Origin of the sequence: Clavibacter phaseoli (assembly GCF_021922925.1) — a bacterium.
Taxonomy (GTDB): Bacteria; Actinomycetota; Actinomycetes; order Actinomycetales; family Microbacteriaceae; genus Clavibacter; species Clavibacter phaseoli.
Genome location: NZ_CP040786.1, coordinates 1,663,719 through 1,681,856, shown reverse-complemented (window position 1 = coordinate 1,681,856; position 18,138 = coordinate 1,663,719). Strand labels below are relative to the sequence as shown.

The 18,138-nt window shown below is 72.2% G+C and carries 18 protein-coding genes and 1 tRNA gene; 14 read left to right on the top strand and 5 right to left on the bottom strand.

Features of this window, described 5'->3' with window-relative positions:
- Positions 1-83: 83 nt before the first annotated feature.
- The 5 genes from FGI33_RS07860 to FGI33_RS07840 all read left to right on the top strand — a co-directional run bounded on the left by FGI33_RS07860 (position 84) and on the right by FGI33_RS07840 (position 4,529).
- A complete protein-coding gene (locus tag FGI33_RS07860; protein WP_237582465.1) occupies positions 84-1,856 on the top strand; it encodes an acetolactate synthase large subunit in 1,773 nt (590 codons plus the stop codon).
- Entirely contained in the window at positions 1,853-2,362 is a 510-nt protein-coding gene (ilvN, locus tag FGI33_RS07855; RefSeq protein WP_015489796.1) for an acetolactate synthase small subunit, read from the top strand. The genes FGI33_RS07860 and ilvN overlap by 4 nt, the downstream gene beginning before the upstream one ends.
- A 115-nt stretch (positions 2,363-2,477) precedes the next feature.
- A complete protein-coding gene (ilvC, locus tag FGI33_RS07850; RefSeq protein WP_012298794.1) occupies positions 2,478-3,503 on the top strand; it encodes a ketol-acid reductoisomerase in 1,026 nt (341 codons plus the stop codon).
- Positions 3,504-3,633: 130 nt separating this feature from the next.
- Positions 3,634-4,164 carry a hypothetical protein gene (locus FGI33_RS07845; protein WP_204586645.1) on the top strand — a complete coding sequence of 177 codons (531 nt, stop codon included), beginning with the start codon at positions 3,634-3,636 and terminating at the stop codon, positions 4,162-4,164.
- Complete coding sequence (locus FGI33_RS07840) at positions 4,161-4,529, top strand: hypothetical protein (protein WP_237581592.1); 369 nt, start codon at positions 4,161-4,163, stop codon at positions 4,527-4,529. Before FGI33_RS07845 ends, FGI33_RS07840 begins: the two co-directional genes overlap by 4 nt.
- Positions 4,530-4,578: 49 nt before the next feature.
- On the opposite strand, the gene FGI33_RS07835 is transcribed toward FGI33_RS07840, so the two are convergent.
- On the bottom strand, positions 4,579-4,980 hold the full coding sequence (locus FGI33_RS07835) for a DoxX family protein (RefSeq protein WP_119433970.1): 402 nt from the start codon (positions 4,978-4,980) through the stop codon (positions 4,579-4,581).
- Between the two features lie 63 nt (positions 4,981-5,043).
- On the opposite strand from FGI33_RS07835, the gene serA reads away from it, so the two are divergent.
- Positions 5,044-6,633, top strand: a complete 1,590-nt coding sequence (gene serA / locus FGI33_RS07830; protein WP_119402008.1) for a phosphoglycerate dehydrogenase — start codon at positions 5,044-5,046, stop codon at positions 6,631-6,633.
- A 78-nt stretch (positions 6,634-6,711) separates the two neighbouring features.
- Here the strand turns inward: serA and FGI33_RS07825 are convergent, their stop codons facing one another.
- Positions 6,712-7,329, bottom strand: coding sequence for a TetR/AcrR family transcriptional regulator (locus FGI33_RS07825; protein ID WP_119433971.1), 618 nt, complete (start codon positions 7,327-7,329; stop codon positions 6,712-6,714).
- A gap of 120 nt (positions 7,330-7,449) precedes the next feature.
- Here FGI33_RS07825 and FGI33_RS07820 point away from each other — a divergent pair, with 120 nt between their 5' ends.
- Positions 7,450-8,994 carry an MFS transporter gene (locus FGI33_RS07820; protein WP_119433972.1) on the top strand — a complete coding sequence of 515 codons (1,545 nt, stop codon included), beginning with the start codon at positions 7,450-7,452 and terminating at the stop codon, positions 8,992-8,994.
- A 26-nt stretch (positions 8,995-9,020) separates the two neighbouring features.
- Here FGI33_RS07820 and FGI33_RS07815 read toward each other — a convergent pair whose 3' ends face one another.
- The gene (locus FGI33_RS07815; RefSeq protein WP_015489804.1) at positions 9,021-9,275 is read right to left on the bottom strand and encodes a DUF6458 family protein; all 255 of its coding nucleotides are present in this window, start codon (positions 9,273-9,275) and stop codon (positions 9,021-9,023) included.
- Positions 9,276-9,390: 115 nt separating this feature from the next.
- Here FGI33_RS07815 and FGI33_RS07810 point away from each other — a divergent pair, with 115 nt between their 5' ends.
- The 7 genes from FGI33_RS07810 (at position 9,391) to FGI33_RS07780 (ending at position 15,815) form a co-directional block, all read left to right on the top strand.
- A complete protein-coding gene (locus FGI33_RS07810; protein WP_119433973.1) occupies positions 9,391-10,458 on the top strand; it encodes a 3-isopropylmalate dehydrogenase in 1,068 nt (355 codons plus the stop codon).
- Between the two features lie 8 nt (positions 10,459-10,466).
- A complete protein-coding gene (locus FGI33_RS07805; RefSeq protein WP_182623265.1) occupies positions 10,467-11,585 on the top strand; it encodes a branched-chain amino acid aminotransferase in 1,119 nt (372 codons plus the stop codon).
- A gap of 53 nt (positions 11,586-11,638) precedes the next feature.
- On the top strand, positions 11,639-12,412 hold the full coding sequence (locus tag FGI33_RS07800; protein WP_119433982.1) for a fumarylacetoacetate hydrolase family protein: 774 nt from the start codon (positions 11,639-11,641) through the stop codon (positions 12,410-12,412).
- A gap of 2 nt (positions 12,413-12,414) precedes the next feature.
- Positions 12,415-13,176 carry a hypothetical protein gene (locus FGI33_RS07795; RefSeq protein ID WP_119433974.1) on the top strand — a complete coding sequence of 254 codons (762 nt, stop codon included), beginning with the start codon at positions 12,415-12,417 and terminating at the stop codon, positions 13,174-13,176.
- Between the two features lie 13 nt (positions 13,177-13,189).
- Positions 13,190-14,710: a glutamate--tRNA ligase gene (gene gltX, locus FGI33_RS07790; protein WP_119433975.1), complete on the top strand. Its 1,521-nt coding sequence runs from the start codon at positions 13,190-13,192 to the stop codon at positions 14,708-14,710.
- The gene (locus tag FGI33_RS07785; RefSeq protein ID WP_119433976.1) at positions 14,703-15,653 is read left to right on the top strand and encodes an NAD(P)/FAD-dependent oxidoreductase; all 951 of its coding nucleotides are present in this window, start codon (positions 14,703-14,705) and stop codon (positions 15,651-15,653) included. The genes gltX and FGI33_RS07785 overlap by 8 nt, the downstream gene beginning before the upstream one ends.
- A 90-nt stretch (positions 15,654-15,743) precedes the next feature.
- Positions 15,744-15,815 (top strand) — tRNA-Gln (locus FGI33_RS07780).
- A 139-nt stretch (positions 15,816-15,954) separates the two neighbouring features.
- Here the strand turns inward: FGI33_RS07780 and FGI33_RS07775 are convergent.
- Together FGI33_RS07775 and FGI33_RS07770 are read right to left on the bottom strand one after the other, a co-directional pair.
- Positions 15,955-16,965: an aldo/keto reductase family protein gene (locus FGI33_RS07775; RefSeq protein WP_119433977.1), complete on the bottom strand. Its 1,011-nt coding sequence runs from the start codon at positions 16,963-16,965 to the stop codon at positions 15,955-15,957.
- A gap of 134 nt (positions 16,966-17,099) precedes the next feature.
- On the bottom strand, positions 17,100-18,110 hold the full coding sequence (locus FGI33_RS07770) for an aldo/keto reductase family protein (protein WP_119433978.1): 1,011 nt from the start codon (positions 18,108-18,110) through the stop codon (positions 17,100-17,102).
- Positions 18,111-18,138 lie beyond the last annotated feature (28 nt).

The window sequence follows — 18,138 nt, the reverse complement described above, 5'->3', positions numbered from 1 at the left end:
CTCCCAGGAATCGCGCACCCATGCCAGCTCTGCCCACCCCGCCCCCCACGCCGCAGGCGCCGACCGCCCACCAGGGCGACGAGATGCTCACGGGGGCCGAGGCCGTCGTTCGCACCCTCGAGCTCCTCGGGGTCGACGACATCTTCGGCCTCCCCGGCGGTGCCATCCTCCCCACCTACGACCCGCTCATGGACTCGACGAAGCTGCGCCACATCCTCGTCCGCCACGAGCAGGGCGCCGGCCACGCCGCGGAGGGCTACGCGTCCTCGAGCGGACGCACCGGCGTCTGCATCGCGACCTCCGGCCCCGGCGCGACGAACCTCGTCACGGCCATCGCGGACGCGTACATGGACTCGGTGCCGCTCCTCGCGATCACCGGCCAGGTCTTCTCGACGCTGATGGGCACCGACGCCTTCCAGGAGGCCGACATCGTCGGCATCACGATGCCCATCACGAAGCACAGCTTCCTGGTCACGCGGCCCGAGGACATCCCGTCGACCATCGCGTCGGCGTACCACATCGCCTCCACGGGTCGCCCGGGCCCCGTCCTCGTCGACATCACGAAGGACGCGCAGCAGCTCGAGGCGCCGTTCCACTGGCCGCCGAAGATCGACCTGCCCGGCTACCGCCCCGTCGTCAAGGCGCACGGCAAGCAGATCCAGGCCGCCGCGCAGCTGCTCGTCGAGGCGAAGAAGCCGGTGCTCTACGTGGGCGGCGGCGTGATCCGCGCCAAGGCGCACGAGGAGCTCCTCGCGCTGGCCGAGGCGGTCGGCGCCCCCGTCGTCACGACGCTGATGGCGCGCGGCGCGTTCCCCGACTCCCACCCGCAGCAGCTCGGCATGCCCGGGATGCACGGCACGGTGCCCGCGGTGCTCGCGCTGCAGGAGTCCGACCTGCTCGTGTCGCTCGGCGCGCGCTTCGACGACCGGGTCACCGGCAAGGCGTCGCTCTTCGCGCCGAACGCCAAGGTCGTCCACGTCGACGTGGACCCGGCCGAGATCTCCAAGATCCGCATCGCGGACGTCCCGATCGTGGGCGACGCGAAGGACGTCATCGCCGACCTCGTCGTCGCGTTCCGCGAGGCGAAGGCCGCGTCCGAGGTCGAGCAGGACATCGCCGAGTGGTGGACGTACCTCGAGGGCCTCCGCGAGGAGTTCCCGCTCGGCTACACGCCGCCCGAGGACGGCCAGCTCGCGCCGCAGTACGTGATCCAGCGCATCGGCGAGATCACCGGGCCGGAGGGCGTGTTCGCCTCCGGCGTCGGCCAGCACCAGATGTGGGCGGCGCAGTTCATCAAGTACGAGCGCCCCAACTCGTGGCTCAACTCCGGCGGCGCCGGCACCATGGGCTACTCCGTCCCCGCCGCGATGGGCGCCAAGGTCGCCCAGCCGGACCGGCACGTGTGGGCGATCGACGGCGACGGCTGCTTCCAGATGACCAACCAGGAGCTCGCCACCTGCACGATCAACGACATCCCGATCAAGGTCGCGATCATCAACAACTCGTCGCTCGGCATGGTGCGCCAGTGGCAGACCCTCTTCTACGAGGGCCGCTACTCGAACACCGACCTCAACACGGGCGGCGGCACGCGCATGGTGCCCGACTTCGTGAAGATGGCCGACGCGTACGGCGCCCTCGGGATCCGCGTGACGAAGCCCGAGGAGGTCGACGACGCGATCCGCCTGGCGCTCGCCACCAACGACCGCCCCGTCGTCATCGACTTCGTGGTCAGCCGCGACGCGATGGTGTGGCCGATGGTGCCGCAGGGCCTCAGCAACAGCGCCGTGCAGTACGCCCGCGACCACGCGCCCGACTGGGACGACGACCTCGCCGAGACCGGGAGGACCGAGAAGTGAGCCACATCCTGAGCCTTCTGGTGGAGGACAAGCCGGGCCTCCTCACCCGCGTCGCGGGCCTGTTCGCCCGCCGCGGCTTCAACATCGAGTCGCTCGCGGTCGGCGCGAGCGAGATCGAGGGCCTCTCGCGCATCACGGTCGTCGTGGACGTCGAGGCCCTGCCGCTCGAGCAGGTGACGAAGCAGCTCAACAAGCTGATCAACGTCATCAAGATCGTCGAGCTCGATCCCGGCCAGGCCGTCGAGCGCGAGCACCTGCTCGTGAAGGTGCGCGTCGACAACACGACCCGCTCGCAGGTGCTCGAGGCCGTGAACCTGTTCCGCGCCCGCGTGGTCGACGTGGCCACCGACGCGCTGATCATCGAGGTCACGGGCGACTCGGGGAAGGTCCAGGCCCTCCTCCGGGTGCTCGAGCCCTTCGGGATCAAGGAGCTCGCGCAGTCGGGGCTCCTCGCGATGGGGCGCGGATCCAAGTCGATCACCGACCGCGTGTTCCGCACGCCCTAGCGCCGCACGACCCCGCGCCGACCCACCCACCAGATCCGTCCCCGCCGCCGTGCGGGGCTCCCCGCACCGCCCCTCGCACCTCCCGCGGGGACGACAGAACAAGGAGATCCATCACGTGACTGACATCGTCTACGACAAGGACGCCGACCTCTCGCTCATCCAGGGTCGCAAGGTCGCCGTCATCGGCTACGGCTCGCAGGGCCACGCGCACGCGCTGAACCTCCGCGACTCCGGCGTCGAGGTCGTCATCGGCCTCAAGGAGGGCTCGACGAGCCGCGCCAAGGCCGAGGAGCAGGGCTTCACCGTGAAGACGCCGTCCGACGCGTCCGCGTGGGCCGACGTGATCGTCATCCTCGCGCCCGACCAGCACCAGCGCGGCCTCTACGCCGACAGCGTGCGCGACAACCTCACCGAGGGCAAGACGCTCGTCTTCGCGCACGGCTTCAACATCCGCTTCGGCTACATCGAGGCGCCCGAGGGCGTCGACGTCGTCCTCGTCGCCCCGAAGGGCCCGGGCCACACCGTGCGCCGCGAGTTCGAGGCCGGCCGCGGCGTCCCCGTCATCGTGGCCGTCGAGGTCGACGCCTCCGGCAAGGCGTGGGACCTCGCGTGGTCGTACGCCAAGGGCATCGGCGGCCTGCGCGCCGGCGGCATCCGCACCACCTTCACCGAGGAGACCGAGACCGACCTCTTCGGCGAGCAGGCCGTGCTCTGCGGCGGCACGTCGCAGCTGGTCCAGTACGGCTTCGAGACGCTGATCGAGGCGGGCTACCAGCCGCAGATCGCGTACTTCGAGGTGCTGCACGAGCTCAAGCTCATCGTCGACCTCATGTGGGAGGGCGGCATCGCGAAGCAGCGCTGGAGCATCTCCGACACGGCCGAGTACGGCGACTACGTCTCCGGCCCGCGCGTCATCTCGCCGGACGTCAAGGAGAACATGAAGGCCGTCCTCGCGGACATCCAGTCCGGCGCGTTCGCCGACCGCTTCATCAAGGACCAGGACGCCGGCGCGCCCGAGTTCCTCGAGCTGCGCAAGAAGGGCGAGGAGCACCCGATCGAGTCCACGGGCCGCGAGCTGCGCAAGCTCTTCGCGTGGAACAAGGCCGACGACGACTACACGGACGGCTCGGTCGCCCGCTAGCCCTCGCGTCACCCGCACCACCGGACGCCCGGTCGCCTCGCGCGACCGGGCGTCCGCGCGTCGGCGGCAGGGGCCGCGGCGCCCGGGAGCGTGCGGCGGGCGTCCGGATCGGAGCACGTACCATCGTGGGATGCCCCGCACCCCCGACGACGACGCCCTCAGCTGGGCCGGCGAGGAGGCGGATCCCACGCTCGCCCGCTCGCCCGAGCCGCAGCGCGCGGTGCCGCGCCGACGCCCGGACGCCGCCCCCTCGACCGGGACCGGCCGCGCGTCCGCCCTCGGCGCGACCGCCGCCCGCCGGGCCGCCGCGTCCGGATCCGCCGCCGGCTCCGAGACCCCGCGCGACCGCCCCCGGGACGACGACGACAGCGCCGTCCCCGACGCCTCGCCCGAGGTGGTGGGGCTCGCCTTCTTCGGCGCCGTCGCGGTGCTCGAGGCCATCGCCTGGTTCTTCGTCGTGCGCGACAACCCCTCGAGCGCCGGATCCGCGTTCCAGGTCGGCGTCGCGCAGGCGACCGAGGCGCTCACGGTGCTCGCGCCGCCGCTGTGGTTGGCCGCCGTCGTCGCGGCCCTGCGCGGGATGCGCGTCGGCCGCCGCATGCTCGTGCTCGCCGCGGGCGCCGTAGTCCTCTTCCCGTGGCCCTGGCTGGTGACCCGGTGAGCGGCGAGCAGGCGGCAGGCGGCGCGACCCCGACGGCCGCCCCGCGGACGCGCCGGGGCCGGCCGACGCGCGCCGGCTGGGTCGTCGGGATCGTCGGCGCGCTCGCGCACGGGATCCTCGTGTGGCAGGCCGTCGACCAGTACACGGCGTTCCGCGACATCGCGACGGCGTTCGGCGGATCGCTCCGCCCCGGCACCCTCGCGACGCTCGTCGGCGCGATCCTCGTGCCCGTCGTGGCGTTCGCCCTCGCGGCGCTCGCCACGCGCGGCCGGCCCGTCGCCGCGCGCGTCCTCGTCATGCTCGCGGGCCTCGCGGCCGCGAGCGCCCTGACGGTCGGGCTCGCCGCGCTGCTGCCGCTCGTCTAGCGGCGGCGCGCTCAGGCGGCGCGGGGCCGCGTCATCAGCGCGGTGAGCGCTACAGCGGCCAGCCCGCGAACAGCACGAGCGCGATCAGCGCCACCTGCGCCACGAGGCGCGGCACCAGCGGGATCGCGATGCGGCCGAAGCGCTCCGGGTGCCGGGCCGCGTAGGCGTTCGCCGGGAAGACCGCGACCAGGAAGACGGCCAGCGCGATGCCCGCGGCGAGCCGCACCGGCTCGACCAGCAGGCCGATCCCGCCCGCGATCTCGCAGAGCCCCGTGAAGCGCACGAGCGCCAGGGGAGAGGGCACGCCGGGCCGGCGGAAGGACGGCGGGATGATCGCGGCCATGGTCCGCGCCGCCCGTGGCGCGAAGTGGTTCACGCCCATGCCGACGAAGACGAGGGCCAGCAGGATCCGCACGGCGAGCTGGATCGCAGCCCACGTCACATCGCTCATCGGCCCATTCTGGGGCCACTAGCATGTGAGGGTCCCAGCCGCCCCCGCCCGAAGGACCGCCTCTTGACGAAGCCCGTCGTGTTGATCGCCGAAGAACTCTCGCCCGCCACCGTCGACGCCCTGGGGCCCGACTTCGACGTCCGATCCGTCGACGGCACCGACCGCCCGGCCCTGCTCGCGGCCCTCGCGGAGGCGGACGCCGTGCTCGTCCGGTCCGCCACGCGGATCGACGCGGAGGCCATCGCCGCCGCCCCGCGCCTCCAGGTCGTCGCCCGCGCGGGCGTGGGCCTCGACAACGTCGACATCAAGGCCGCGACCACCGCGGGCGTCATGGTCGTGAACGCGCCGACCTCCAACGTCATCTCCGCCGCCGAGCTCGCCATCGGCCACATCCTCTCGCTCGCGCGCTTCATCCCGGACGCGAGCGCCTCGCTCAAGCAGGGCCTCTGGAAGCGCTCCTCGTTCACGGGCGTCGAGCTCTACGAGAAGACCATCGGCATCGTCGGCCTCGGCCGCATCGGCACGCTCGTCGCCCAGCGCCTCGCGGGCTTCGGCGCCACGCTCGTCGCGTACGACCCCTACGTGACGCCGGCCCGCGCGCAGCAGCTCGGCGTGCAGCTCCTCCCGCTCGACGAGCTGATGAAGGCCTCCGACTTCATCACCATCCACATCCCCAAGACGCCCGACACCACGGGCCTCATCTCCACGGAGCAGTTCGCCCTCGCCAAGCCGTCCCTGCGCATCGTCAACGCGAGCCGCGGCGGGATCATCGACGAGGACGCGCTCTACACGGCGCTCAAGTCGAAGCGCATCGCGGGCGCCGGCCTCGACGTGTTCGTCAGCGAGCCGCCCACGGGATCCCCGCTGCTCGAGCTCGACAACATCATCGTCACGCCGCACCTCGGCGCCTCGACCGACGAGGCCCAGGAGAAGGCGGGCGTCTCGGTCGCGAAGAGCGTGCGCCTCGCGCTCGGCGGCGAGCTCGTGCCGGACGCCGTCAACGTCGCGGGCGGCGTCATCGACCCCTACGTGCGCCCCGGCATCCCGCTCATGGAGAAGCTCGGCCAGGTGTTCTCGGGCCTCGCCCACGAGGCGCTCACGAGCATCGACGTGGTCGTCCGCGGCGAGCTCGCCGGCTACGACGTCAGCGTCCTCAAGCTGGCCGCGCTCAAGGGCGTCTTCACGAACGTCGTGAGCGAGAACGTGTCCTACGTCAACGCGCCGCTCCTCGCCGAGCAGCGCGGGCTCGAGGTGCGCCTCATCACTGACGCCGTGTCGGAGGAGTACCGCAACGTGCTCAGCATCCGCGGGGCGCTGTCCGACGGCACGCAGGTGTCGGTCTCGGGCACGCTCACGGGCACCAAGCAGATCGAGAAGCTCGTCGAGATCGACGGCTACGACGTCGAGGTGCCCTTCAGCCGCCACCTCATCGTCATGAAGTACGAGGACCGCCCCGGCATCGTCGCGGTCTACGGCAAGGAGTTCGGCGACGCCGAGGTCAACATCGCCGGCATGCAGATCGCCCGCCAAGAGGCCGGCGGCCGCGCGCTCAGCGTCCTCAGCGTCGACTCGCCCGTGCCGGACGGCGTGCTGGAGAACGTGCGCCAGGCCATCCAGGCCACGTCGCTGCGCGAGATCGACATCGCCGACTGATCCCGGTCGGACGGACCCGCGCGAGGGCGGCTGCTGCGGCGGCCGCCCTCGCGGCGTGTCCGGGGTCGGTGGACCCGATCAGCCGCGGGCCGAGCGGAGCCGCACGAGGTCGTCGACCACGCGGATGAGCTCGTCGAGCGCCTCGTCCGCGGGCGCGGATCCGCCGAGCCACGGCTGCAGCGCGCTGTTGTAGTAGAGCCCGTCGCCGATGAGGAGTACGGCCCGCGCGACGGCCGGGTCGCCCACGGCCTCGAGGATGACGGCGGCCCACTCGTCCTGCAGGTGCGTGAGCGCGTCGCGCGCGCGCGGGTGGTTCCCCTGCGCGAGCCGCGAGGTCGCGACGTAGGCGCGGTCGAAGGGCGTGGCGGTCGAGAGCGATCCGCGGATCCACCGGTCGACGGGCCCGCGCTCGGCCCGCCGGAGCCGCTCGACGTCCTCGCGCGCGAGCGCCGCCATGCGCGCGAGCAGGCCGTCGACGAGCGCCTCCTTGCCGCCGAAGTGGTACAGCAGCCCGCCCTTGGAGACGCCGGCCGCCGCCGCGACCGCCTCGAGGGTCGTGCCGCGCTCGCCCTGCTGCACGAGCAGCTCCTCGAACGCGTCGAGGATGCGTTCGCGCGCGGTGCCACCGGGGGAGGACGCCGGGTCGGGCACGGCGTCGGGCGAGGGGGCGGGGTCGTCGGGGTCAGTGGCGGGCATGGATCCAGCGTAGCGGCGGGTTGCCGACTGTACCGACCGGACGGTACAGTGATCCCGGTCGCTCCCGCGGCCCCGTCCGTGCGCCCTGCGCCACGCCTCCCGACGTCAGGAAGCCCCGTCATGTCCACGCCCCGCACCGCACCCGTCCCCGTGATCGCCGCCGCCACCGGCCGCGCCGGGCGACGCCAGTGGGCCGCGCTCGTGGTGCTGATGCTCCCGGTGCTCCTCGTCTCCATCGACAACACGGTGCTGAGCTTCGCGATGCCGTCCATCGCGCGCGACCTCGAGCCGTCGGGCGCCGCCCAGCTCTGGGTCATCGACGCGTACCCGCTCGTGCTGGCGGGCCTGCTCGTCGCGATGGGCAACATGGGGGACCGCTACGGACGCCGGCGCCTCCTCATGATCGGCGCGGCCGGCTTCGGCGTCGTCTCGGCCCTCGCCGCATTCGCGACCGACGCCTCGCAGCTCATCGCCGCGCGGGCCGCCCTCGGCTTCTTCGGCGCGATGCTCATGCCGTCCACGCTGTCGCTCCTGCGCACGATCTTCACCGACCGGAAGCAGCGCCGCCTCGCCATCGCGATCTGGGCGTCGGGCTTCTCCGGCGGATCCGCCCTCGGCCCGCTCGTGGGCGGCGTGCTGCTCGAGCACTTCTGGTGGGGATCCGTGTTCCTCGTCGCCGTGCCCGTGATGCTGCCGCTGCTGATCCTCACGCCCGTGCTCGTGCCGGAGTCGAAGGACCCGGCGCCCGGCCCGATCGACGGGGTCGCGATCCTGCTGTCGCTCGCGACCGTCGCGCCCATCGTCTACGCCATCAAGACGTTCGCGACCGAGGGCGTGACGCCGCTCGCCATCGCGGCGCCCGTGGTCGGCGTGGTCGCGGGCATCCTCTTCGTGCGCCGCATGGCGCGCGCCAGGAACCCCATGCTCGACGTCGCGCTCTTCCGCGAGCCGGTCTTCACGGGCGCGGTGCTCGTCAACCTGCTGAGCGTCGTCTCGCTCGTCGGCTTCCTCTTCTTCGTCACGCAGCACCTGCAGCTGGTCGCGGGCCTCGACCCGCTCGCGGCCGGGTTCGCGCTGATCCCCGGATCCCTCGTGGTCATCGTCTCGGGGCTGGTGATCGTGCCGATCGTCGCGCGCGCCCGTCCGTCACGCGTCGTCGCGATCGCGCTGGCGCTCTCGGCGGCCGCGTACGTGATCCTCGCGGCGACGGGGAGGGACGCGTCCGTCGGCCTGCTGGTCTTCGCCTTCTGCCTGCTGGGCGCGGGCATCGGCGCCTCGCAGACCATCTCGAACGACCTCATCATCGCGGCCGTCCCGCCGGCGAAGGCGGGCGCCGCGTCCGCGGTCTCCGAGACGGCGTACGAGGTGGGCGCGGTGCTCGGCACCGCCGTGCTCGGCAGCATCCTCACGGCCAGCTACCGCACGGGCCTCACGCTGCCGGCCGGCCTCTCCGAGGGGGACGCGTCCGCGGCCCGGGAGACGCTCGGGGGAGCGGTCTCGGTCGCCGAGCGCGTGCCGGCCGATGTGGGCGCGGCGCTGCTGGAGTCGGCGCACCGCGCGTTCGACGGCGGCGTGGTGACGACGTCGATCATCGGCGCCCTGCTCATGGTCGGCGCGATCGTCATCTCGCTCACGAGCCTGCGCCGCGCGAGCTCGCACGACTGAGCGGGCGCGTCGGCCCGCCCGCGGGATCAGACGACGTTGTCGTCGGAGCGCTCGCTGCGCGTGATGCGCTGGCCGGTCGCGGGGTCGATGCGCGTGCGCGTCTCGCTGACGGCCGTCCGTCGGCGGGCGAGGAGCGCGACGCCGATGATGATCACCAGCGCGCCGCCGCCCATGAGGATGTAGCCGACGAGCTGCAGGTCGACGCCCGGGACGGTGAGGTCGACGGCGAACGCGAGGATCGCGCCGACGATGACGAGGAAGATGCCGAGTCCGATGCTCATGGGTGGTCCTTCGGGTCCTGCCCGTCGGAGGCGCCGGGTCGATCCACCGTAGCGCGCGGGTGCCCGCGGCGGACGGGTAACCTGGCCCGACACCCCACCGAGCCCGGGAGGATCCATGCCCCGCACCATCTCGCTCGCCGTCGTCCCCGGGGACGGCATCGGCCCCGAGGTCGTCCACGAGGCCCTCCGCGTGCTCCGGGAGGCGGTCCCCGACGACGTGTCCCTCGACACCACGCAGTACCCGTTCGGCGCCGGCCACTACCTCGAGACCGGCGAGATCCTCACCGACTCCGACCTCGCGGCCCTCGCGCGGCACGACGCGATCCTGCTCGGCGCGGTCGGCGGCGACCCGCGCGACGCCCGCCTCGCCGGCGGCATCATCGAGCGCGGCCTGCTGCTCAAGCTCCGCTTCGCGTTCGACCACTACGTCAACCTGCGGCCCAGCACGCTGCTGCCCGGCGTCGCCTCCCCGCTGGCCGCGCCCGGCGAGGTCGACTTCGTCGTCGTCCGCGAGGGCACCGAGGGGCCGTACGCCGGCAACGGCGGCGTGCTGCGTCGCGGGACCGAGCACGAGATCGCGACCGAGGTGTCCGTGAACACGGCGCACGGCGTCGAGCGCACCGTGCGGTTCGCGTTCGAGCTGGCGGAGCGGCGCGACCGCAAGCGCGTCACCCTCGTGCACAAGACCAACGTGCTGACCTTCGCCGGATCCCTCTGGCAGCGCACCGTCGACCGCGTCGCCGCCGAGCACCCGGACGTCACGGTCGACTACCTGCACGTCGACGCGACCATGATCTTCCTGGTCACCGACCCGTCCCGCTTCGACGTCATCGTCTGCGACAACCTGTTCGGCGACATCATCACCGACCTCGCCGCGGCGATCTCAGGCGGCATCGGCCTCGCCGCGTCGGGCAACGTCAACCCCACGGGCGCGTTCCCGAGCATGTTCGAGCCGGTGCACGGATCCGCGCCCGACATCGCGGGCCAGCAGAAGGCCGACCCGACCGCGGCGATCCTCTCGGTCGCGCTCCTGCTCGACCACCTGGGCCTGCCCGAGGCGTCCGCGCGCGTGACGGCCGCCGTCTCCGCCGACCTCGCCGCGCGCGCCGACGGCGAAGCCGCACCCCGATCCACCGCGGAGGTCGGCGACGCCGTCATCCGCGCCCTCTCCACGACCCGCTGAAGGACCCCATGAGCACCACCAGCAGCACCACCGGCACCGCCTTCCCCCTGTCCTTCGAGCGGACCCCGTCGGAGAGCGCCCGCGCCGACGCCGAGCGGGAGGCGATCCTCGCCGACCCGGGCTTCGGCAAGCACTTCACGGACCACATGGTCCAGATCGACTGGACCCTCGACGCCGGCTGGCACGACGCCCGCGTCGTCCCGTACGGACCGCTCCAGCTGGATCCCGCCGCGAGCGTCCTGCACTACGGCCAGGAGATCTTCGAGGGCATGAAGGCGTACCGGCACGCCGACGGATCCGTCTGGACCTTCCGCCCCGACCGGAACGCCGCCCGCCTCCAGCGCTCGGCCCGCCGCCTCGCGCTGCCCGAGCTCGCCACCGAGGACTTCGTCGAGTCCGTGAAGCAGCTCGTGCGGACCGACATCGAGTGGGTGCCGCGCGCGGCCGAGCAGAGCCTGTACCTGCGCCCGTTCATGATCGCCAACGAGAGCTTCCTCGGCGTGCGCGCCGCCCAGCGCGTGGGCTACTACGTCATCGCGAGCCCCGCGGGCGCGTACTTCACGGGCGGCGTCGCGCCGGTGTCCATCTGGCTGTCCACGCAGTACTCCCGCGCGGGCAAGGGCGGCACGGGCGCCGCGAAGTGCGGCGGCAACTACGCCGCGTCGCTCCTCCCGCAGGCCGAGGCCGCGTCGCACGGCTGCGCGCAGGTGCTCTTCCTCGACTCCGAGGAGGGCCGCTACCTCGAGGAGCTCGGCGGCATGAACATCGTGCTGGTCTACAAGGACGGCCGCCTCGTCACGCCCGATTCGGAGAGCATCCTCGAGGGCATCACGCGCGACTCGATCCTCGAGCTCGCGCGCGACCGCGGCCTCACGGTCGAGAAGCGGCGCGTGGAGCTGTCGGAGTGGGTCGACGGCGTCGCGTCCGGCGAGATCACCGAGGTCTTCGCGTGCGGCACCGCTGCCGTGATCACGCCGATCGGCCGCCTGCTGGGCGATGGCCTCGACGTCGGCGACATCGACGCGCCCGCGGGCGAGCTGACGATGTCGCTGCGCCAGGAGCTCACCGACATCCAGTACGGCCGCATCCCGGACCGCCACGGCTGGCTCACGCGCCTCGACGCGTAGGAGCCGCCTCGTGCCGGCGGCCGCGCGCCGTCGGCACGGCTAGGGTCGTGAGCGTGAAGATCGCGCGATTCAGCACCGGTGACGACCCCCGCTTCGGCATCCTCGACGAGGAGGAGGGCCACCTGGTCGTCCTCACCGGCGACCCCATGTTCAGCGGCTACCAGACGACGGGGGAGCGCGTTCCGCTCGCCGACGCCCGGCTGCTGGCTCCGGTGATCCCGCGCTCCAAGGTCGTCGCGGTCGGCCGCAACTACGCGGCGCACGCGGCCGAGCACGGCAGCGAGGCGCCCAGCACGCCGCTCATCTTCCTGAAGCCCAACACCTCGGTCGTGGGGCCCGATGACGCGATCCGCCTGCCGGCCGACAGCCAGCAGGTCGAGCACGAGGGCGAGCTCGCGGTCGTCATCGGCCGGATCACGCGCGACGTGTCCGTGGAGGACGCGCGCCGGTCGATCTTCGGCTACACGATCGGCAACGACGTCACCGCCCGCGACATCCAGCACTCCGAGAGCCAGTGGGCCCGCGCCAAGGGCTACGACACGTTCTGCCCGCTCGGCCCGGTCATCGAGACCGAGGGCTCGTTCGAGGACGCGCTCATCGAGACCCGCGTCGACGGGGAGCTGCGCCAGTCCGGCCGCACGAGCGAGATGGTGCACTCGGTGCCCGAGCTCATCGCCTTCGCCTCGCGCGTCTGGACGCTGCTGCCCGGCGACGTGATCCTCACGGGCACGCCCGCGGGCGTCGGCCCCTTCACCGACGGCCAGGTCGTCGAGGTGTCCATCGAGGGCATCGGCACGCTCTCCAACCCCGCGCGCGCCCGCGCCTGACCGTGATCCGCCCCGGCCGTCCCACGCGCATCGCGCTGGCGGCCGCGGCGGTGGCGCTGCTCTCGGGCTGCGTCTACGACGTCTCCGACTACGGGCTGGAGACGCCGGGGCCGACGGACGCGGGATCCCCGACGGCGACCCCGGTCGTCGCCGAGCCGCCCGCGCTCGACCTCCCCGCGGGCTGCGCGCCGGCCGACCTCGCGATCGGCTGGGCCGATCCCGTCGTGGGGGACGGCGACCAGCTCCTGGCCGTCCGGGTGATGCAGGTGCGGATCCCGAGCCAGGGGGAGCAGCCCGGGCTCGGATCCACCCCGCAGCGCGTCACCCGCACCGACACCGAGCTCGTGCCGCCCGTGGGCCTGGCGGTGGACGCGGCCGTCGACGGGTCCGCGACGCGGGTCGACCCGCTCACGCCCGACGCCGCGTGGGCCTCCTCCCTGCTCGGCGACCTCCGCGACCGAGAGCTGGTCCCGCCGCGCTTCGGCCGGTCGATCCAGCTCGTCTCCTTCGACCCCGTGCTCGACCGGGAGGCGCGCTACGTCATCGGCTACCTCGGCGCCACGCAGTCCGCGCGCTTCACGGTGACGGGGTGCGACGGCGCGTTCCGCTCGACGGGATCCCTGGTCGGGATCGACCCCGTGCGCTACGCCGGCGCCGTCCTCCTCGAGTGCGGCGTGCCGCCCGGCGACCAGTACGACCGGTGGGACCTGCTCGAGCCGTACTGCGCCCCCGGGGCAGCCGGGGCGGCGGGTGTCGAGCCCTAGAATCGGATCCAGGATGACTGACATGACCGCGCACCCCGTGACCACCGCAACCGGCACCGACGTCCGCGTCCGGTTCTGCCCGTCCCCGACCGGGACGCCGCACGTGGGGCTGATCCGCACGGCCCTCTTCAACTGGGCCTACGCGCGCCACACGGGCGGCAAGCTCGTCTTCCGCGTCGAGGACACCGACGCCGCGCGCGACAGCGAGGAGAGCTACGAGCAGCTCATCGAGGCGCTGCGCTGGCTCGAGATCGACTGGGACGAGGGCGAGGGCGTCGGTGGGCCGCACGCTCCGTACCGCCAGTCGCAGCGCACGGACCTCTACCTCGACGTCATCGCGAAGCTCACCGCGTCCGGCCACCTCTACGAGAGCTACGCGACGGCCGAGGAGATCGAGGCGCGCAACCGCGCCGCGGGCCGCGACCCGAAGATGGGCTACGACAACTTCGAGCGCGACCTCACCGAGGCCGAGCGCCAGGCGTTCCGCGACGAGGGCCGCTGGCCCGCCCTCCGCCTCCGCGTGCCGGACACCGACCTCTCCTTCGACGACCTCGTGCGCGGCACGGTCACGTTCCCGGCCGGATCCTTTCCCGACTTCGTGCTCGTGCGTCCCAACGGCGCCCCGCTCTACACGCTCGTGAACCCCGTCGACGACGCGCTCATGGGGATCACGCACGTGCTCCGCGGCGAGGACCTGCTCTCGTCGACGCCCCGGCAGATCGCGCTGTACCACGCGCTCATCGACATCGGCGTGGCCGACGCCATCCCGCGGTTCGGCCACCTGCCCTACGTGATGGGGGAGGGCAACAAGAAGCTCTCCAAGCGCGATCCCGAGTCGAACCTGTTCCACCACCGCGACCGCGGCTTCATCCCCGAGGGCCTCATCAACTACCTGGCGCTGCTCGGCTGGTCGCTCACGCACGACCGCGACGTGTTCTCGCGCATGGAGATGGTCACCGCGTTCGACGTCGCCGACGTCACGCCCGCGCCCGCGCGCTTCGACCTCAAGAAGGCGGAGTCGCTGAACGGCGACCACATCCGCCTGCTGGCGCTCGAGGACTTCGCCCAGCGCCTCGTGCCTTACCTGCAGGCGGCGGGCGTCGTCGGCGCCGAGCTCACGCACGACGAGCGGCGCATGCTCGACGCGGCCGCCCCGCTCGTGCAGGAGCGCATGCAGCTCCTCGGCGAGGCGCCCGACCTGCTCTCGTTCCTCTTCACCACGGCCGACGCGCTGCCCTACGACGACCAGGCCGTCCAGGCGCTCAAGGACGACGCCCCCGAGGTGCTCGCCGCCTCGCGGGGCGCGCTCTCCGGGGTCCCGCGCACCCAGTGGGACATCGACCTCGTGCAGGAGGTGCTGCAGAACACCCTCATCACCGGCATGGGCATGAAGCCGCGCCTCGCCTACGGGCCGCTGCGCGTCGCCGTCTCCGGGCGCCGCATCTCGCCGCCGCTGTTCGAGTCGATGGTGCTGCTCGGCAAGGACGAGACCATCGCGCGCCTCGACCGCCTCGCGGGGATGCTCGGTGCCTGACGACGCGGGTGCGGGATCCGCCGCGACCGGCGACTCGTACGACGTCGTCGTCATCGGCGCGGGTCCCGCCGGCCTGTCCGCCGCGCTGAACCTGGTGCGCGCCCGCCGCCGCACGCTCGTGCTCGACAGCAGCCGGCCGCGGAACGCCGCGACGCTCATGTCGCACGGCTTCGTCACGCGCGACGGCATCTCCCCGCTCGAGCTCCGCAAGCTCGGCCAGGTCGAGGTGGAGTCCTACGACGAGGGCGAGTTCCAGCTCGCCGTCGTGCAGTCGGCGGAGCCCGCCGAGGGCGGCTTCACGGTCCGCGCGAAGGGCGTGCGGCGTGCACCCGACCGCGAGGTGCACGCGCGCCGGATCCTCATCGCCACGGGCCTCGTGGAGACCCTGCCCGACCTGCCGAGCATCCGCGCGTACTACGGCACCGCCGTGCACAGCTGCATGGAGTGCGACGGCTACGAGAAGCGCGACGAGCCGCTCTTCCTCATCGGCGAGACCGACGACCTCGTGGAGCGCGCGCTGCTGCTCTCGCAGTGGTCGCGCGACATCGTCGTCTTCACGAACGGCGTCGCGCGCGTCGACGAGGCGGGGGAGCGCGGGCTCGCGTCCCTCGGGATCCGCGTCGACCGCCGGCCCGTCGCCGACATCGAGGGCGAGCGCGCGGTCGTCACGGGCATCCGGATGCAGGACGGCTCCGTGGTGCCGCGCTCCGGCGGCTTCGTGCGCCCGCGCTACTCGACCGCGCTCGACTTCCTCTCGGGGCTCGACCTCGACACCGACGACGACGGCCACATCGCCGTCGACGCCGAGGGCCGCACCTCGCATGAGGGCGTCTACGCGGCGGGCGACAGCTCGCAGCCGGGCCCGCAGCAGCTGATCATCGCGGCCGGCTTCGGCGCGCGTGCCGCCAGCGCGATCAACCGGGACCTGCTGCCGCGGATCTGACGCGCGGCGGGCCCGCCGGGCGCGCGCCGGTTTGGCGCGGATCCGGCCGATGGGCTACACTCGACGAGGCCCGATCGCGCATCGGGGCCTTGGGGTATGGTGTAATTGGCAACACGGAAGATTCTGATTCTTTTGTTCTTGGTTCGAGTCCAGGTACCCCAGCACTGAGATAGCAGGAAATGACAGGCCCGGATATCCGGGCCTTTCCCTTTTCCCCCTCTCGATTCACCGGGGATACGACGACGGCCCCGCCCGAGCATCTGCTCGAGCGGGGCCCTCGTCGTTTTCAGGTGGTCGCTGGTCAGGCGAGGCGCCCCTTCGGCGAGCTGTCGCTCGTCTTCGACGGGTCCTTCTCCACGACGTCGCCGAGGGCGTCGTCGATGCGGGTGAGGAGCTCCGCGGGGATCGTCACGCCGGAGGCCTTGACGTTCTCGTGGACCTGCTCGGGGCGCGAGGCGCCGATGATCGCCGAGGCGACGTTGTCGTTCTGGAGCACCCACGCCACCGCGAGCTGCGCGAGCGACAGGTCCAGCTCGTCGGCGACGGGCTGCAGCTCCTGCACGCGGCTGAGGACGTCGTCGTTCATGTAGCGCTTGATCATGTCGGCGCCGCCCTTGTCGTCCGTGGCGCGCGAGCCCTGGGGCAGGTCCTGGCCCGGCTTGTACTTGCCGGTGAGGACGCCCTGCGCGATGGGGGACCAGACGATCTGCGAGATGCCGAGCTCGGCGGAGGTGGGGACGACCTCCTCCTCGATGACGCGCCAGAGGGCCGAGTACTGCGGCTGGTTCGAGATGAGCTGGAAGCCGAGCTCGCGGGAGAGGCCGTGCGCCTCGCGGAGCTGCTCGGGGGTCCACTCGCTGACGCCGATGTAGAGGGCCTTGCCCTGGCGGACGACGTCGGCGAACGCCTGCATCGTCTCCTCGAGCGGGGTCTCGTAGTCGTAGCGGTGGGCCTGGTAGAGGTCCACGTGGTCGGTCTGGAGGCGCTCGAGCGAGCCGTCGATCGACGCCATGATGTGCTTGCGCGAGAGGCCGGTGTCGTTGTGGCCCTTGGCACCGGTCGGGAAGTAGACCTTCGTGAAGATCTCGAGCCCGTCCCGGTTCTCGCCCTTGAGCGCGTCACCGAGGACCTTCTCGGCGACGGTGTTCGCGTAGCCGTCCGCGGTGTCGAACGTGGTGATGCCGGCCTCGAGGGCCGCCTGCACGCACTGCGTGGCGGTGTCGTTCTCGACCTGCGACCCGTGGGTCAGCCAGTTGCCGTACGTGATCTCGGAGATCTTGAAGCCTGAGTTGCCTAGGTAGCGGAATTCCATCCTCCGAGCCTACGCCGCGTGCGCTGGGGGAGCCCGGGGCGGGGTCTGTCCGCCGGATGACCGGGAGATGCACGTGCGGCCCCGCCCGATGGTCTCGGGCGGGGCCGCACGGCGGTGCAGGGAGGGAGCGCTGGTCAGACCTCGCGCGTCTTCGGCGAGCTGTCCTCCGTCTTGCGCGGGTCCTTCTCCACGATGTCGCCGAGGGCGTCGTCGATGCGGGTGAGCAGCTCGGCCGGGATCTTGACGCCGGAGGCCTTGACGTTCTCGTGCACCTGCTCGGGGCGCGAGGCGCCGATGATCGCGGACGCCACGTTCTCGTTCTGCAGCACCCACGCGACGGCGAGCTGCGCCAGCGACAGGTCGAGCTCGTCGGCGACGGGCTGCAGCTCCTGGACGCGGGAGAGCGTGTCGTCGTTCATGAAGCGCTTGATCATGTTCGCGCCGCCCTTGTCGTCGGTCGCGCGGGATCCGGACGGCAGCTCCTGGCCGGGCTTGTACTTGCCCGTCAGCACGCCCTGCGCGATGGGGGACCACACGATCTGGGAGATGCCGAGCTCCTTCGAGGTGGGCACGACCTCCTCCTCGATGACGCGCCAGAGCGCCGAGTACTGCGGCTGGTTCGAGATCAGCTGGAAGCCCAGCTGCTCCGCGAGCGCGTGGCCGGCGCGCAGCTGCTCGCTCGTCCACTCGCTCACGCCGATGTAGAGCGCCTTGCCCTGGCGGACGACGTCGGCGAACGCCTGCATCGTCTCCTCGAGGGGCGTCTCGTAGTCGAAGCGATGCGCCTGGTACAGGTCGATGTAGTCGGTCTGGAGGCGCTGGAGCGAGCCCTCGACGGAGTCCATGATGTGCTTGCGCGAGAGGCCCGTGTCGTTCTTGCCCTTGGGGCCGGTGGGGCCGAAGACCTTGGTGAAGATCTCGATCGAGGCACGTCGCTCGTCCTTGAGCGCCTCGCCGAGCACGGTCTCCGCCTTGGTGTTGGCGTACACGTCCGCGGTGTCGAAGGTGGTGATCCCCGCCTCGAGCGCGGCCTTCACGCACGCGGTCGCGGTGTCGTTCTCGACCTGCGATCCGTGGGTGAGCCAGTTGCCGTAGGTGATCTCGGAGATCTTGAAGCCGGAGTTGCCGAGGTATCTGAATTCCATGCTCCGAACCTACGCCGGGTGCAGCCGC

Coding starts and splice junctions, on each gene's coding strand:
- FGI33_RS07860 (WP_237582465.1), top strand. CDS start 84: ATGCTCACGGGGGCCGAGGCCGTCGTTCGCACCCTCGAGCTCCTCGGG.
- FGI33_RS07845 (WP_204586645.1), top strand. CDS start 3,634: ATGCCCCGCACCCCCGACGACGACGCCCTCAGCTGGGCCGGCGAGGAG.
- FGI33_RS07835 (WP_119433970.1), bottom strand. CDS start 4,980: ATGAGCGATGTGACGTGGGCTGCGATCCAGCTCGCCGTGCGGATCCTG.
- FGI33_RS07825 (WP_119433971.1), bottom strand. CDS start 7,329: ATGCCCGCCACTGACCCCGACGACCCCGCCCCCTCGCCCGACGCCGTG.
- FGI33_RS07820 (WP_119433972.1), top strand. CDS start 7,450: ATGTCCACGCCCCGCACCGCACCCGTCCCCGTGATCGCCGCCGCCACC.
- FGI33_RS07815 (WP_015489804.1), bottom strand. CDS start 9,275: ATGAGCATCGGACTCGGCATCTTCCTCGTCATCGTCGGCGCGATCCTC.
- FGI33_RS07810 (WP_119433973.1), top strand. CDS start 9,391: ATGCCCCGCACCATCTCGCTCGCCGTCGTCCCCGGGGACGGCATCGGC.
- FGI33_RS07805 (WP_182623265.1), top strand. CDS start 10,467: ATGAGCACCACCAGCAGCACCACCGGCACCGCCTTCCCCCTGTCCTTC.
- gltX (WP_119433975.1), top strand. CDS start 13,190: ATGACTGACATGACCGCGCACCCCGTGACCACCGCAACCGGCACCGAC.
- FGI33_RS07775 (WP_119433977.1), bottom strand. CDS start 16,965: ATGGAATTCCGCTACCTAGGCAACTCAGGCTTCAAGATCTCCGAGATC.
- FGI33_RS07770 (WP_119433978.1), bottom strand. CDS start 18,110: ATGGAATTCAGATACCTCGGCAACTCCGGCTTCAAGATCTCCGAGATC.